This window comes from uncultured Kordia sp., from assembly GCF_947496985.1.
In the GTDB taxonomy this organism is placed as follows: Bacteria; Bacteroidota; Bacteroidia; order Flavobacteriales; family Flavobacteriaceae; genus Kordia.
On record NZ_CANMEZ010000017.1, the window covers coordinates 21,672 to 38,032 of the forward strand.

Below are 16,361 nucleotides of genomic sequence, written 5' to 3' on the forward strand. Positions count from 1 at the left end.
CACAATGAAAACTAAAATTTTAATGGTTTGCTTAGGGAATATTTGCCGTTCTCCTTTGGCGGAAGGAATTTTAACATCCAAGCTTGACCCTACAAAGTTTTTAGTAGATTCAGCAGGAACAGCTGGCTACCATGTTGGCGAACTTCCTGACAGACGATCTATTACAACTGCAAAACTACATGGACTTGATATCAGCTACCAACGATCGAGAAAGTTTGTTAGTAATGATTTTCAAGCGTTTGATTTCATCTTTGCGATGGATCAATCAAATTATGACAACATTCTTGCTTTAGCCGAAACAGCTGAAGATCGTGAAAAAGTACACATGATTTTGAATCAAATTTCTCCAAACTCAAATACAGAAGTTCCCGATCCGTATTACGGAGGAGATCAAGGATTTGAAAACGTATATCAAATGCTAGACGAGGCTTGCACTATTTTCGCGCAGAAAATTTCATAGAAATTAGAACTAAAAAAGTAGTCGCTTTTTTTGTATCTTACTGAAAAAAAGCAACCTACTTACTATGAAAACTAAAATCCAGCTATTATTAGCACTACTATTCCCTATTCTATTATTTGCACAAGATGTATCACTACAATCTTTTGCCACAGGGTTTTCAAATCCTGTGGATATTAAACATGCTAACGATTCTCGTCTATTTATTGTCGAACAAGATGGCGTAATTAAAATTGTAAATACTGCGGGAGTTACAAATTTGATACCTTTTTTAGACATTGATGCACGCGTACGTTCTACCGGAAACGAACAAGGACTATTAGGGTTAGCATTTGACCCGAATTACACAACTAACAATCGGTTTTACGTAAACTACATAAATAACAGCGGCAATACTGTGATTGCACGATTCACTACTTCTGCAAACCCAAATATTGTAGATGATACAAGTGAAGAAATCCTACTAACCGTTACACAACCATACACTAATCATAATGGTGGATCTTTAGCTTTTGGAACTGATGGATATTTATATATTGCCCTAGGCGATGGCGGAAGCGGTGGTGATCCTGATAATTATGCGCAAAATTTACAATCGTATTTGGGTAAAATTCTTCGAATTGACGTTAGTGGCGCTACGGGTTATACCGTTCCTGCTACAAATCCATTTGTTGGAAACACAGCTGGCTTAGACGAAATTTGGTCGTACGGACTTCGGAATCCTTGGAAAATATCATTTGATAGCAATAATGGAGAGTTATGGATTGGTGATGTTGGACAAAACAATAAAGAAGAGATTAACAATGTTCCTATTACAAATTCAGGTTACAATTTTGGTTGGAGATGCTACGAAGGAAATAGCACATTTAATACTAGTAGCTGCCCAGCAATGTCAACCATTACATTTCCTGTAAGCGAATATAATTATGGCGGAAATCCTTTTAGATGCTCTATTACTGGCGGTTATCGCTATAGAGGTTCTATGTACCCAGATTTACAAGGATTGTACTTTTTTGCAGACTATTGCACTAATGAAGTCGGAACATTGACACAGAACGGAAGTTCTTGGACAATGACAATGAACGGTCCGTTTTCTGGAAACATCTCTACTTTTGGCGAAGACATGAATAAAGAATTATACGCCGCGGGTTTATCTAATGGAACTATTTACAAAGTTATCGACACAACTTTAGGAATTGAAGAAAATTCACTTGCTAACAATTATCAAATTTACCCAAACCCAACCAATGACTTTTTTCAAATAAACAATCAAAATACAACTTCTCAAATTAAAGAAATTACCATATATTCATTTAGCGGAAAACTAGTTTCTACTACAAGCATTATCGCTGATAATCAAAAAATTATGACAAGTCAACTCAGTAAAGGAATATATATTATTCAAATTATTTCAAATAATGACACCAACACATATCATAAATTAATGAAAAATTAGTTTTATTTGTATTCAAACCCCATACCTATGCAATCATTAAATGGAATTTTATATTTGATTCCAACAACTTTAGGTGACAACGAACCGTTAGAAGTTTTACCTTTATCTGTAAAGAAAATCGTTGAAATTACGAATCACTATATTGTTGAGAATGAAAAAACTGCGCGTCGTTTTATTAAAAAAATTACGCCAAAAAAATCGCAACCTTCTTTACAACTTCATGTGCTAAATAAATATACACAAGATCAAGAGCTACCAACGTTTTTGGAAGCAATTTTTCAAGGAAAAAACATAGGTTTACTTTCGGAAGCTGGTTGCCCTGGAGTTGCAGATCCAGGTGCCGAAATTGTAAAAATTGCACATGAAAAAGGAATTCGTGTCGTTCCGCTTGTAGGTCCATCTTCTATTTTGATGGCAATGATGGCTTCTGGTATGAATGGTCAAAATTTTGCATTTAATGGATACCTACCTATTGATAGTCATGAACGCAAACGTGCAATTAAACAATTAGAAAAACGTGCTGGCGAGTTCAATCAATCACAAGCATTTATTGAAACTCCATACAGAAATGATAAATTATTAGCAGATTTAATTTCAACACTTTCTGGAAATACTAGACTATGCGTTGCTTGCGACATTACACTTTCTACAGAATACATTAAAACCATGACGATTAACCAATGGAAGAAAACGTCAGTCAATTTACACAAACGACCAACAATGTTTGTAATTGATAAATAGACACTAGATCATTAGCGTCTTTAAATACTTAAATTTAAAGTGTTTCTATTTTTCTTGATTTACGTATTCGTAGAGTTTTATTTTTTAAATTCAAAACCCTTATAAAACAAAAAACCTCAGCATATTTCTATACTGAGGTTTTTATAATTAAAACTTTGAGTAGTTTACACTCTTGCTTTCTTATTAGCTTCAATAGATGAAACATCATATCCAGCGAAACGCTTCATATAATATCTTACTGTTGAACCATAAGCGTCGGCAAAGCCTTGCTTCCCGCCACTTCTTAAATACTTCTTTACGCTTCCTGGTCCGGCCAAATGTGCAGCTGCCAAAATTCCTGACTCTGTCACAATAACACCGTTGATTCTTTTACCAACTGAGCGTTTAATGTCTCTTCTAAGAATCCACTTATTTCTCGAGGCGTTTGCTTCAAAGGCTTTTTCTTGTAGTTTTGGATTGTTTAAGAATGTAGTAGGATTATAAATTCCTATCATTTCTAATGTTCCTTTTCCAAATTGATACTTTCCAAGATAACCTAAGGTGTTTACCACGAAGTAATTTCCTTGCGATTCTTTAAATGCTACAGCTTCTTTGAATCCCAAATATTTATTTCCTGTATGCGGAATTAGGATTTCTTCGCTTGTAGCTTCATCTAGTGGTAGCACTGTAACTAGTCTAGATGATTCGTTATTATTTTCAATGTTATTTCTAAGAACGTTGGCTTCTTTTTTAGAAGTGAAACCTAAACTTGCAAATGTTAAAACAGCTATTAAAATTGAAAATTTTATTGCTCTTTTCCCCATAAAATTTGATTTCTTTAAGACTTACTAATTCACAGAATTACGCTTAAAATTTCAGCGTGCAAATATACACATTATTTTCTAATAGAGGATTTATTATGTTAAAATATTCTTAAAAGTAGATTGAATGAAACTTTGCCTTACCTAAACTATTGATTTCCAAAGCTGGAGCAGGTATTTTAATGAAGTTTACGACATTAAATAGGCTATTTAGAAACTTCGATTTTGTCTTTATTTTTGTTAAATCGATATCAATACTTAGGTAGAATTGTCGATATCGTTGCTGATTTGGCAAAACTTCACGTTGAGTCTGTGCAGTTCCTGCAATTAAACCTTCTGCTCCATAACCAAAAGCTACATTAAACCATCTTGGAATTTTACTTTGCTTAAAGAACGAATGTACGTTTGCACTCAGCCAATAGGTTTGCCCGTTATAATCTTTTAAAACCTCTTCTAAAAAACCATCTCCAAGCTTATTTGGACGAATTTCTGCAAAGCGAGTTCTATGAAACGAATATTTCAATTTAATTCGTTGTTCTTCCCACAATAATTCTTGCCCAACATATAAACCTGTTCCTAAGCCGTTTGCAAACACATCTCCCCAAGAAGCTCCCCATTCAGCAGAAAAACCATCCATGACTTCTACAGCCGTTAAAAAGCCAAATCCGAGCGTTGCTCCATAAATGAGCTGATCTTTTTTTGAAACTCCACTCCATTGCAAAATATCAGCGCCAACTTGCCCAACATAATATGAAGTAAATACATGCCCTGCTTTATCCATTTGCAACCATTCATCATTATCATTAATAAAATGAAATGAAGAACGTGGGAAATCTGCATACCAAATTCTATCCAAACCCACCAAAGCCACAGTCGCCAAAGAAGCTTCAGTAATAGCTACAAAGTTGCGTCTTGGTTTGTGCAAAGTATCTGATTTAACAAAAAAAGATGGTGGCGTTAATTGTGCGGTTGCTACATTTACAAAACAGAGTATAAAAAGTAATTGGGAGATTATTTTCATTCAAGAATTACTTAGTTTGTTTTTGATATATTTTTATACATACGATCTCTAAAATTCGTTGCTGATGTATTCCAAGGCATTTTGTAGGCTCCTGGTTTATATAACGCTGGAAACTTTAGTTTTTTATCTATTAAAAATAAAGTGTCGTCTAACACCGTGATCAATTCCATTTCTGTAGCTTCAATTTGATTAGAAATCTGTTTTGCTATTACATCTATTTCATTTGTATTAGGAATAACCACGTTTATTACATCACTTTTTGCTTGTAATGTTCTAACAATATCTAAGTTAGACATTTCTTTTTTTATAGTGTATTTTCCAGCTTTGAGCTGATTATATCCTAACCTAGAAGCAACTTGCTTAAATGATTCTTCATCCTTTAGCAAAGGAAACAGTTCATCTTTTAGGATATGTTCATCTTTTTTTGAAGGTATATATATGTACGCTTCTTCATTATTGAAAACTGTATTGGGTCCAGAAAATGTTTGCGTTATACCATATACTTTTATACCACAAAACACCAATCCTAAGACTGCAATAACTACAAGTATTTTTTTAATATAACTCATTCAGCAATTTTTTGATAAAGGATTTCATTCTTAAATTCACTATTAACGAACGTCCAATCGCGCTTGACGCCAATTTTTATAAAATCTAAGCTTTCAAATAATTTGATACTTGCCTCATTTTCTTCTCCGATATTAGCAAATAATTGATGCACATGTAAATGTTTAAAAGCATACGAACACACCAATTGCAAGGCTTCTTTTCCGTATCCTTTATATCTATGTTCGTTTTTTGCAATTAATAAACCAACACCAACACGTTTATTTTTAGGATCGAACTCAAAAAGATCAATCAAACCAATTGATTCTTTTTTATTGTTTACCATTACTAAACGTAACTGTTTTGCTTCATAGATATCTTGATGTGCATTTTCTAGGTATTGCTTAATCAAAAATCGTGAATATGGAGTTTGTGTTGCACTGATTTCCCAAATAGATTCATTGTTTTCTATCTCATAGATAAAATCTAAATCTTCAGGTTCCAATGCTCTTAGGTATAATTTTTCGCCTGTTAGTGTTAGCATGTAATTTCGCCTTTAAATACTTGTGTTGCTTTTCCTTTTAGAAAGATATCTTTATATGTAGTTCCATCTTTTTGAAACGATACTTGAAGCCTTCCTCCTTCTACCTGCAAGCTTATTTCGTTTGCTTTTGTTTCTTCTAATGAATGCATTGCCAATGCTACTGCCGTTACGCCTGTTCCACATGAAAGTGTTTCATCTTCTACTCCTCTTTCATAAGTACGTACTCTGAATTCTGAATCTGAAATCTTTTTTACAAAATTCACATTAGATCCTTCTTCAAAATACGGCGCGCCATAACGAATTGCTGCACCTTCTTTTTTTATATCAAATTCTTCTATTTTTTCTTTGAATAAAACATGATGTGGCGAACCTGTGTCTAAAAACACATGATTTTCATGTTTTTCTACAGTAGAAACATCTTGCATTTGCAAATCCACTATATCATCCTGTATGGTTGCATAATGCTTTCCATCAATTGCCATAAAAGTAGTTTCGCTTTGAATAACTCCGAGAAAATTCGCGAAAGCAACAATACAACGTCCTCCATTACCACACATCGTACTTTCATTTCCATCTGCGTTATAATATACCATTTCAAAATCGTGCTTGGCATCATGCTCTAACAGGATTAATCCGTCAGCACCAATCCCAAATTTTCGATCGCACAAACGGTTTACGAGTTTGGTATCGTTTTTGGGAAATAGTAATTGACGATTATCAATAAGTACAAAATCGTTTCCTGTACCTTGATACTTGTAAAAAATGAGTTGCATTTCATGTATTTTGATAACGACAAAAGTACAAAATAAAAGACAGGAAATCACAAAGGAATGCATCTAAGAAGTCACAATAATATAAGAATCTGTCATATTCAACAAAGTGCTTCTTTTAATCGTTTTTAAGTCCATTTTAACACACTTATTAAAATTGAGTTAAAGTGTCGTTAAAGTTAAAATACGACTACAATAAATATGTAATTTTAAGTGTTAAACATAGACAAAGATCATATAAACAACACATTGAAGCTATATAGCATCAATGCTTAAATTACTAACAAAATAAAATACTTTTTAAAAATGAAAAAATTTGCAAGTTTACTTTTTGTGTCTATTCTTGGAGGCGTTATTAGTATTGGAGCTTATAAATTCTTTTCGGAGTCCCCTGAAAAAGTTGAACAAGCTTCAGTTTTAGAACAACCAACATACATTCCAACGAATTTCGTAAATAATCCAACACCAACAACAAATGCAGCGGCAGCAGGAATTGATTTTACAGAAGCTGCTGAAAAAACAGTACACGCCGTTGTACACGTAAAAAACAAAATTACAAAAGTAGCGCCAAGAAGTATTTGGGATTTATACCATGGTACTGGACGTGAACAAACACAAATTGGGACAGGTTCAGGAGTTATAATTACACCTGACGGACATATTGTAACCAATAATCATGTAATTAAAAGTTCGAATGAAATACAGGTTACGCTGAATAATAATAAAAATTACATTGCTAGAGTAATTGGTACAGATCCTTCTATGGATATTGCTTTATTAAAAATTGATGCCGACGAAGAGTTACCTTATATCTCTTTTGGAGATTCTGACAATGCAAAAATTGGAGAATGGGTTTTAGCCGTTGGAAATCCTTTTAACTTAACATCTACTGTTACAGCTGGAATTATTAGCGCTAAAGGAAGAGATTTAAATGAAGGTGATAATTTAAGACAATCATTTATACAAACTGATGCCGCTGTAAATCCGGGGAATTCTGGTGGAGCATTAGTAAACACAAATGGTGAACTGATTGGAATCAATACAGCAATCACCTCTCAAACAGGATCTTATATTGGGTATTCGTTTGCCGTTCCAAGTAACATTACACAAAAAATTGTAAACGATTTATTAGAATATGGTGATGTACAAAAAGGATTATTAGGAATTTATCCGCTACAGAGAAATTCCAAATATGCCTTAGAAAACGATTTAAATGAGGTTAATGGTGTTTATGTACGTGAAGTAGCTGAAGAATCTGGAGCTGCAATAGCTGGGATTAAAAGTGGAGACATAATTAATAAGCTAGATGGTGTAAAGATTTCTAAATTCTCTGACTTATCAGGATATTTAAGTTCAAAGCGTCCAGGTGATATTATAGATGTTACTGTTTTACGTGATGATAGCTACAAAACAATTCCTGTAAAGCTTACCAAAGAAAAAGTTGCTGTTAGTGTGAATTTAATGAATATGCGATTAGAAAACTTAAAACCTAAAGATGTTGAGAAGTTAGAGATTTCTTATGGTTTAAAAGTTACTGACAATAAAAACAAACAATTATATCAAGAGCTAGGTATTACGCCAGGTTATATTTTAATCGAAGTAAATGGAAAAAAAGTAAAATCGGCTGAAGCTTTACAGAATTTTATCGACACAAAAGGAGAAGAGCAAATTCGAATTTTAGCTTTCATCAATACCAAAGGACAATACGAGCGTTTTATCTTCCGATAAAAAGTGCCATCTCTATATGTCAGAAAAGCGAGACACCTTTAAAAGTGCCTCGCTTTTTTTTATTTAAAAAAACTGTCTTATTAACAATTTGGCGGTTGTGTTTCACAACCAATTACCGTTAATACTACTGGGTTGTCACAAGTTTCTGTTTTATAACAACTATTATCTGTATAACAATTTATATCTGAACATGTTTGAAATCTTGATATACAATCTCTTTTTGTATTATCAACATATCCTCCCATGATATTTCTAATATCTAATTTTGCAATACTTCTTTTATTAATTTCTAATTTGTTAACCAATTTCTTTTTTTTCATAATTCAAAATTTAATTCCTACTCTTTTTAGTATTAGGCTTTTCAGATTCCGCCTTTCTGTAGAAAGCTTTCATCCTATAGTTTCTTTAGGTTAAAATCGTTACCCAATACAGTATGTTAAAAAAAGTTTTTCTTTTGTTTACGAAAACGTTTGAAATTGTATACTTTTGCGCAAAATTGTAAACACAACTACACAAATTTAAGACTATGAGTTTTAATGAAACTTACGAGAAGGAACTAACTTTTCAAGCAGATAGAAGACGTGCTACTGTTGAATTTATTAAGAACGTGAGCGATTTATGGTATGATAAATCAATTGAGCTTGTTCTTTTTAGAAATCAATTAATTGACAGAAATGTTAGTGAGATTTTAAATTTACACGAATATGCAGGTCAATTTGTACAAAAACCTATTTCTATTTTTGATACTGTAGAAATTGCACAAGCAATTGCTAAAATTGATTTACCACCATCTAAAATTGATATTGGAAAATTAACGTATGAGTATCACTTAGAAGACAATCAGTATGCAAACGCAACTTCGTTTGTAGTTGACAAATTAAAAGATGCTAAAAAATCTTCTGAAATTACACCAAAAGATGTAGTATTATATGGTTTTGGACGTATTGGACGTTTGCTAGCAAGAGAATTAATGACACGTACAGGTCGTGGAAACCAATTACGCTTACGCGCAATTGTTACTCGTGGAAAAGTTGACAAGACTGTTTTAGAGAAAAGAGCTTCTTTATTACGTAACGATTCTGTTCACGGAGATTTCCCAGGTACTGTTGGGATTGATGTTGAAAATTCAGCATTAATTATCAATGGAACTACAGTTCATATCATTTCGGCTAACGGACCAGAAGAAATTGATTATACTACATACGGAATCAACGATGCCTTAATTATTGATAATACAGGAGCTTTTAGAGACAAAGAAGCTTTAGAAAGACACTTAGTACCAAACGGAGCTGATAAAGTATTATTAACTGCTCCAGGAAAAGGGGTTCCTAATATTGTATATGGTGTAAACCACAAAGAACACAATCCTGACGAAGTAAATGTTTGGTCTGCTGCTTCTTGTACTACAAATGCAATTACGCCAGTTTTAAAAGCTGTTGAAGATTCTTTCGGGTTAATTCATGGACATTTGGAAACGATTCATGCATATACAAATGATCAGAACTTAGTCGATAACATGCACAAAAAATACCGTCGTGGTAGAGCTGCTGCATTAAATATGGTTATAACTGAAACAGGTGCTGGTAAAGCAGTTTCAAAAGCATTACCATCATTAGAAGGAAAATTAACTTCAAATGCTATTAGAGTTCCTGTACCAAACGGATCATTAGCAATTTTAAATTTAGAAATCGAAAACGCTACTTCTTTAGATAGTGTAAATACTATTTTAAAGAAATATGCTTTAGAAGGTGATTTAGTAGAACAAATCAAATACGAATTGAATGATGAATTAGTTTCTTCTGACATCGTTGGTTCTTCTGCTCCATCAATTTTTGATAGCAAAGCGACTATCGTTCGTGAAGGTGGAAAAAACATCATCTTATATGTTTGGTATGATAACGAATACGGATATTCACATCAAGTAATGCGATTAGCAAAATACATTTCTAAAGTAAGACGCTTTACATATTACTAATCGTAATTTAAATAATATAAAAAAAGAGTCTCATACTAGAGACTCTTTTTTTTGTTTATAAATCTCTTTAAAATTCACACAATAAATAAAAATATCTTCGTTTATTTGACAACTGTTATTTTAAACCTGAATGACCATGAAAGTGAAACAAATATTCCTAGCAATAGCGCTCTTCTTTTCTATTCTTGCCAGCGGACAAAATGTAGATAAAAACGCAAATCTAAAATTAAAAGAAGGTCCAATTGATGCGCAATTTGAATTCATATTCGAAAAATCTAACAAATACCAAATCTATAAAGTTGTAAAACAAGATTGGATTAAAAAGCTACAAAAAAATGTTGCTGATTCTATCAATGCAATTCGAAAAGATTTTGATGCAGAAGTTGCCAAGGTTGCTACGCAACAAACTGAAATTGAAAAATTAAAAGCTGATTTAGTTGCTGTAAATCAAAAAATTACAGATTTAAACACTGAAAAAGATAGTATTTCTTTACTTGGGATGCAATTAAGCAAAGGTTCATACCAAACATTAATGTGGGGAATTATTGCTTTATTAGCAATTCTATGGCTATTTTTTGCTTATCGATTCAAATCGAGTAACGCTATTACAAAAGAAGCTAAAGCTAGATTAGCTGAAACAGAGCAAGAATTTGAAGAACATCGCAAACGCGCTTTAGAACGCGAACAGCAAGTTCGTAGAAAATTGCAAGACGAAATCAATAAGAACAAAAGCTAATTTCTGACACCGATGCGCATAGATATTATTTCTGTAGTTCCTGATTTAATGAAAAGTCCTTTTGAAGCCTCTATTATGAAGCGTTCAATTGACAAAGGTATTGTTGAAATTCATTTTCACAATTTACGTGAATATGCTACAGACAATTACAAATCAATTGACGATTATCAATTTGGTGGCGGCGCAGGAATGGTTATGATGATCGCTCCTATTGATAAATGTATTTCAGACTTAAAGTCAGAACGTAATTATGATGAAGTCATTTATATGACACCTGATGGAACTACTTTGAATCAAGGAATTGCAAATGAACTTTCATTAAAAGGAAATATTATCATTCTTTGCGGACATTATAAAGGTGTTGATCAACGTGTACGCGATCACTTTATTACTAGAGAAATTTCTATTGGTGATTATGTTTTATCTGGAGGAGAATTAGGAGCAGCTGTTTTGTGTGATTCTATCATACGATTAATTCCTGGTGTGTTAGGAAATGAAACGTCCGCCCTAACCGATTCGTTTCAAGACAATTTATTAGCACCTCCAGTATATACAAGACCTGCTAAATATAATGATTGGGAAGTTCCTGAAGTATTACTATCTGGAAACTTTCCTAAAATAGAAGCTTGGCGTGAAGATCAAGCCTATGAACGCACAAAGACATTACGCCCAGATCTGTTAGATGAATAAATCCATTAGAACGCTGCGCTTTTAGCATCTTGAGTATTTAACTGTTGATTTACCAATAACCGATAACTAGCAACCAAAAATTAAACATTTAGCATTTAAAATTTTAAACTAAAAAACATTGTACATTCACAATAAATACCTATTTTTGCACTCAATTTTGGATTAACCTCTGGCGATAGACGTGAATGTTGGTTTGAATTAATATTTATAAAAAGTTTAAAATGGAAGCTTTAATTAAATTTGTACAAGACGAATTTGTAGCAACAAAAGATTTCCCTGAATTTGCAGCAGGAGATACTATTACAGTTTATTATGAAATCCGTGAAGGTGAAAAAACACGTACACAGTTCTTTAGAGGAGTTGTAATTCAACGTAGAGGTTCAGGATCAACAGAAACATTTACTATTAGAAAAATGTCTGGAACAGTTGGTGTAGAACGTATTTTCCCAGTTAATTTACCAGCTCTTCAACGTATAGAAGTTAACAAAAGAGGTAAAGTTCGTAGAGCACGTATCTTTTACTTTAGAGGTCTTACTGGTAAGAAAGCTAGAATTAAAGAAAGAAGATTTAAATAAAATCTTTCAAAACACATACAATAAAAAAGTCCTGCAAATTTGCAGGACTTTTTTCGTTATAAACAATTGTTAATAAACTAGGTTCATATCTTGTTGATTTCTAATTTATTATATTTCTTGTTTTTTAAAAAACTTATACTACATTTATGAAAGAATTTACAAAGAGAGCGATGAAAGTCACCCTATTGTAAACACTAAAGAACGTTCTAAACAAATTGTTATTTTAATATGTTTTTCAAAACTATTTTTTGGGTACAGAAAATACTAAGAAAAATGTGACTCTATTTCTAGCATAGCTTGCTGTGATAGACTCAAGGAGAAACGCCGAAACTCGCTAGTATTGCTAAGATGCTACTGATGTGTTGTGTACAAAAAACACTTCCGAAAGGAATTATATTGTATTCAAAAGGACAAATCGCGAAAGCTGATATGTACAAGTAGGTATATTAAAAAACAATAGAGATAAGTTTCAAAACAGGTAAAATGCCAATAACGACGAAGCTTATTTCGAAACCAGAAGTAATGTTTATATTTCTTTGTTAAGCAATTAATGAAAAAAGACTAAACTAACTTCAGAAAGCCATGTCAAGGTAAGAAATTACAATGATATGGCTTTTGTTTTTGTTAAAATGACTAAAATATAACATTTTATAAATCTACTCCTACGTTATATTTTCTAAAATCCCTTATCAATTTGTATATTTGCAATTCGAAAAAATACAATGAATTAATCAAATATTTTATCTACTAATAAATATGGCAAAATCAACAAAGATTATCTATACGAAAACTGACGAAGCACCAGCTTTAGCTACACATTCTTTTTTACCAATCGTAAAAGCATTCACAGCTCCATCTGGTATTGACATTGAAACCAAAGATATTTCTTTAGCAGGAAGAGTTTTAGCAAATTTCCCAGAATACTTAACAGACGAACAAAAAGTTAATGATGCATTAGCTGAGTTAGGTGAATTAGCTAAAAAACCTGAAGCCAATATTATTAAATTACCTAATATTAGTGCTTCCGTACCGCAGTTGAAAGCAACTATTGCCGAATTACAAGCCAAAGGATTTGCTATTCCTGATTATCCAGAAGAAACAGAAACTGAAGATGACAAAGCTATTTTAGCAAAATACAATAAAGTTAAAGGTTCTGCCGTAAACCCTGTTTTACGTGAAGGAAATTCTGATCGTAGAGCTCCAAAAGCTGTAAAAAATTACGCTAAGAAAAATCCACACAGAATGGGTACCTGGTCTTCAGATTCAAAAACTCACGTTGCCACAATGGATGCCGGAGATTTTCGTTCAAACGAAAAGTCAGTAACAGTTACCAACGCAACTTCTGTAACTATTGAACATACAGATGCTTCTGGAAATAAAACAACTTTAAAAGCTGGAATCTCATTATTAGCTAGTGAAATTATCGATGCTACAGTAATGAGCAAAAAAGCATTACTAGCTTTCTTAGAAAGAGAAATTGCTGACACAAAAGAAAAAGGGTTATTATTCTCACTTCACATGAAAGCTACCATGATGAAAGTAAGTGATCCAATTATTTTTGGCCATGCTGTTCGTGTATACTTTGCCGATTTATTTGAAAAACACCAAGCCGCTTTTGATGAAATTGGCGTTGATGTAAACAATGGTTTTGGAAACCTTTTAAATAATCTTGAAGAATTATCAGCAGAGAAAAAAGAAGAAATCGTAGGTGATATTGCAGTTGCTATGGAAAATGGTCCAGCGATCGCTATGGTGAATTCTGATAAAGGAATTACAAATTTACATGTACCAAGTGATGTAATTATTGATGCTTCAATGCCAGCAATGATCCGTGATTCTGGTAAAATGTGGGATGCAAATGGAGAAAGACAAGACACAAAAGCAGTAATTCCCGATAGTAGTTATGCTGCTTTATACCAAGCAACAATTGATTTTTGTAGAGAAAATGGTGCTTTTGACCCAACAACAATGGGAACTGTCCCTAATGTTGGATTGATGGCTCAAAAAGCTGAAGAATACGGTTCGCACGATAAAACTTTTGAAATTCCTGCAGATGGTACCGTTGCTGTAGTTGATGAAGAAGGAAACACACTAACTGAACATACTGTAGAAACTGGAGACATTTGGAGAATGTGCCAAGTAAAAGATGCTCCTGTTCGTGACTGGGTAAAATTAGCCGTAAGTAGAGCAACGGCAACAGGATGGCCAGCAGTTTTCTGGTTAGATGAAGGAAGAGCTCATGATGCTGAATTGATCAAAAAAGTAAATTTATATTTAAAAGATCATAATACAGAAGGTTTAGAAATTCACATCCTACCTTTAGCAAAAGCAACACAATTCACGCTAGCTCGTATTAAAAAAGGAGAAAATACAATCTCTGTAACAGGAAACGTTTTACGTGATTATTTAACAGATTTATTCCCAATACTAGAACTAGGGACAAGCGCAAAAATGCTATCTATTGTTCCATTAATGAATGGTGGTGGATTATTTGAAACTGGCGCTGGTGGATCTGCACCAAAACACGTACAACAGTTTGCGCAAGAAGGTCACTTACGCTGGGATTCTTTAGGAGAATTTTTAGCCTTAGCGGTATCTTTAGAACATTTAGGCTCAAATTACGACAACAGCAAAGCAATTGTATTATCAGAAACATTAGATGATGCCACTGATAAATTCTTAGAGAATAAGAAATCTCCATCACGCAAAGTAAATGAGCTTGATAATAGAGGAAGCCATTTCTACTTATCTTTATATTGGGCACAAGCATTAGCAGCTCAAGATACAGATACTGATCTAAAAGTACGCTTCACCCCTATTGCTGCTCAGTTAGCTGAAAATGAAGAGAAAATTGTAACCGAACTAAATAACGCACAAGGCTCTCCAATGGAAATTGGCGGATACTACATGCCAAATGACGATGTAACTTCAAAAGCTATGCGTCCAAGCGAAACTTTCAATACTATTTTAAGTTCAATCGTATAGTTTAGTTCGCACAAAACATAATATTCATAAAAAAGCTTCTTATTCATAAGGAGCTTTTTTTATATGATCACTTCTTGGAAACTTAACAAGTTTTAGACATACAATACATTAATAATCAAAATATATAATTTTCTCGGGCGTTCCCACAAGTGGTCATGCTATCCACTATATCTCCCGAAAAAAATCGGGAGGATGTCGCTCCTATCACTAACGCAAAAAACCATTTCTTTTCTAGGTAAAATAACGTATTTTTGAAACATGGAATTTATCAAAACAACTGAGCAAGATTCTAAATACAATCATCTTGAGAAAATGAGTGTATCAGAATTATTATCCAATATTAATAATGAAGATAAAACAGTACCGTTAGCTGTTCAAAAGATGATTCCTGAAATAGAAAAATTAGTTACTAATGTAGTTACTCGCATGAATAATGGAGGACGATTATTCTATATTGGTGCTGGCACAAGTGGACGATTAGGAATTGTAGATGCTTCGGAGTGCCCGCCCACTTTTGGTGTATCACATGAATTAGTTGTCGGACTAATTGCTGGAGGAGACATCGCTATTAGAAAAGCAGTAGAATTTGCTGAAGACGATACAGCACAAGGCTGGAAAGATTTACAAAAGCACAATATCTCTAAAAATGATACTGTAATTGGAATTGCAGCCTCCGGAACTACTCCATATGTTATTGGAGCTCTGAAAAAGTGTAATGAGGAGGATATTTTAACAGGTTGTATTACTTGCAATCAAGATAGCCCCTTATCAAAAGTTTCAAAACATCCTATAGAAGTTATTGTAGGACCTGAATTTGTTACAGGAAGCTCTCGAATGAAAGCCGGAACTGCTCAAAAACTAGTATTGAATATGATTTCTACTACTATCATGATTCAACTAGGAAAAGTAAAAGGCAATAAAATGGTCGATATGCAACTAAGTAATCATAAATTAGTTGAAAGAGGTACTAAAATGATTATGACTGAATTACAGATTTCTCAAAAAGTAGCCTCTGAATTATTAGAAAAATATAAAAGTGTACGAATTGCAATTTCTAATTATGACAAAAAGAACAGATAAAGAACTATTAGGTAAAGGATTAAAATTTATGGCTGGATCCTTAGTATGCATGTTTACTGGTCCAGTAGTAATTCACTCAGCATTTAAAAATCAAGAACATCCATTATACATCCCTGTATTAATTACAGGATTAGCTATTGCTGCATTTGCTATTATTTTAGCGTTTAAAGGAATGCGTAAAATAATGAATTCAATTTTCTAACCTACTATATTTATCTTTTAAAACAACTATATATCATTGTAATTGTATAATGATG

The 16,361-nt window shown here is 33.0% G+C and carries 17 protein-coding genes; 11 read left to right on the top strand and 6 right to left on the bottom strand.

The window, feature by feature from the left end; all coding sequences use genetic code 11:
* Positions 1 to 4: 4 nt before the first annotated feature.
* From Q0828_RS24050 to Q0828_RS24060, 3 genes are all read left to right on the top strand, one after another.
* The gene (locus Q0828_RS24050; RefSeq protein ID WP_298427856.1) at positions 5 to 460 is read left to right on the top strand and encodes a low molecular weight protein-tyrosine-phosphatase; all 456 of its coding nucleotides are present in this window, start codon (positions 5 to 7) and stop codon (positions 458 to 460) included.
* A gap of 64 nt (positions 461 to 524) precedes the next feature.
* A complete protein-coding gene (locus Q0828_RS24055) occupies positions 525 to 1,913 on the top strand; it encodes a PQQ-dependent sugar dehydrogenase (protein ID WP_298427858.1) in 1,389 nt (462 codons plus the stop codon).
* 27 nt (positions 1,914 to 1,940) lie between these two features.
* Positions 1,941 to 2,654: an SAM-dependent methyltransferase gene (locus Q0828_RS24060; protein ID WP_298427860.1), complete on the top strand. Its 714-nt coding sequence runs from the start codon at positions 1,941 to 1,943 to the stop codon at positions 2,652 to 2,654.
* A gap of 164 nt (positions 2,655 to 2,818) precedes the next feature.
* Here Q0828_RS24060 and Q0828_RS24065 read toward each other — a convergent pair whose 3' ends face one another.
* The 5 genes from Q0828_RS24065 to dapF form a co-directional block, all read right to left on the bottom strand.
* The gene (locus Q0828_RS24065) at positions 2,819 to 3,457 is read right to left on the bottom strand and encodes a hypothetical protein (RefSeq protein WP_298427862.1); all 639 of its coding nucleotides are present in this window, start codon (positions 3,455 to 3,457) and stop codon (positions 2,819 to 2,821) included.
* A gap of 109 nt (positions 3,458 to 3,566) precedes the next feature.
* Complete coding sequence (locus Q0828_RS24070; protein ID WP_298427864.1) at positions 3,567 to 4,475, bottom strand: DUF2279 domain-containing protein; 909 nt, start codon at positions 4,473 to 4,475, stop codon at positions 3,567 to 3,569.
* An 11-nt stretch (positions 4,476 to 4,486) separates the two neighbouring features.
* Positions 4,487 to 5,044, bottom strand: coding sequence for an endolytic transglycosylase MltG (locus Q0828_RS24075; protein ID WP_298427866.1), 558 nt, complete (start codon positions 5,042 to 5,044; stop codon positions 4,487 to 4,489).
* A complete protein-coding gene (locus tag Q0828_RS24080) occupies positions 5,041 to 5,565 on the bottom strand; it encodes a GNAT family N-acetyltransferase (RefSeq protein ID WP_298427868.1) in 525 nt (174 codons plus the stop codon). The genes Q0828_RS24075 and Q0828_RS24080 overlap by 4 nt, the downstream gene beginning before the upstream one ends.
* On the bottom strand, positions 5,559 to 6,338 hold the full coding sequence (gene dapF, locus Q0828_RS24085; RefSeq protein WP_298427870.1) for a diaminopimelate epimerase: 780 nt from the start codon (positions 6,336 to 6,338) through the stop codon (positions 5,559 to 5,561). The genes Q0828_RS24080 and dapF overlap by 7 nt, the downstream gene beginning before the upstream one ends.
* A gap of 303 nt (positions 6,339 to 6,641) precedes the next feature.
* Here dapF and Q0828_RS24090 point away from each other — a divergent pair, with 303 nt between their 5' ends.
* The gene (locus tag Q0828_RS24090) at positions 6,642 to 8,063 is read left to right on the top strand and encodes a trypsin-like peptidase domain-containing protein (protein ID WP_298427872.1); all 1,422 of its coding nucleotides are present in this window, start codon (positions 6,642 to 6,644) and stop codon (positions 8,061 to 8,063) included.
* A gap of 80 nt (positions 8,064 to 8,143) precedes the next feature.
* On the opposite strand, the gene Q0828_RS24095 is transcribed toward Q0828_RS24090, so the two are convergent.
* Entirely contained in the window at positions 8,144 to 8,383 is a 240-nt protein-coding gene (locus tag Q0828_RS24095) for a class I lanthipeptide (RefSeq protein ID WP_298427874.1), read from the bottom strand.
* 206 nt (positions 8,384 to 8,589) lie between these two features.
* Here Q0828_RS24095 and Q0828_RS24100 point away from each other — a divergent pair, with 206 nt between their 5' ends.
* From Q0828_RS24100 to Q0828_RS24130, 7 genes are all read left to right on the top strand, one after another.
* Positions 8,590 to 10,038, top strand: coding sequence for a glyceraldehyde-3-phosphate dehydrogenase (locus tag Q0828_RS24100; RefSeq protein WP_298427876.1), 1,449 nt, complete (start codon positions 8,590 to 8,592; stop codon positions 10,036 to 10,038).
* Between the two features lie 136 nt (positions 10,039 to 10,174).
* Entirely contained in the window at positions 10,175 to 10,774 is a 600-nt protein-coding gene (locus tag Q0828_RS24105; protein ID WP_298427878.1) for a tRNA (guanine-N1)-methyltransferase, read from the top strand.
* Positions 10,775 to 10,786: 12 nt separating this feature from the next.
* Positions 10,787 to 11,464 (top strand): tRNA (guanosine(37)-N1)-methyltransferase TrmD, encoded by a 678-nt coding sequence (gene trmD / locus Q0828_RS24110; protein ID WP_298427880.1) that lies wholly within the window; start codon positions 10,787 to 10,789, stop codon positions 11,462 to 11,464.
* Between the two features lie 221 nt (positions 11,465 to 11,685).
* Positions 11,686 to 12,039, top strand: a complete 354-nt coding sequence (gene rplS / locus Q0828_RS24115; RefSeq protein WP_298427881.1) for a 50S ribosomal protein L19 — start codon at positions 11,686 to 11,688, stop codon at positions 12,037 to 12,039.
* Positions 12,040 to 12,795: 756 nt separating this feature from the next.
* The gene (locus Q0828_RS24120) at positions 12,796 to 15,024 is read left to right on the top strand and encodes an NADP-dependent isocitrate dehydrogenase (protein WP_298427883.1); all 2,229 of its coding nucleotides are present in this window, start codon (positions 12,796 to 12,798) and stop codon (positions 15,022 to 15,024) included.
* A 258-nt stretch (positions 15,025 to 15,282) separates the two neighbouring features.
* Positions 15,283 to 16,104 (top strand): N-acetylmuramic acid 6-phosphate etherase, encoded by an 822-nt coding sequence (gene murQ / locus Q0828_RS24125; RefSeq protein ID WP_298427885.1) that lies wholly within the window; start codon positions 15,283 to 15,285, stop codon positions 16,102 to 16,104.
* Entirely contained in the window at positions 16,085 to 16,306 is a 222-nt protein-coding gene (locus Q0828_RS24130; protein WP_298427887.1) for a DUF6095 family protein, read from the top strand. Before murQ ends, Q0828_RS24130 begins: the two co-directional genes overlap by 20 nt.
* The last annotated feature ends 55 nt before the right edge of the window (positions 16,307 to 16,361 follow it).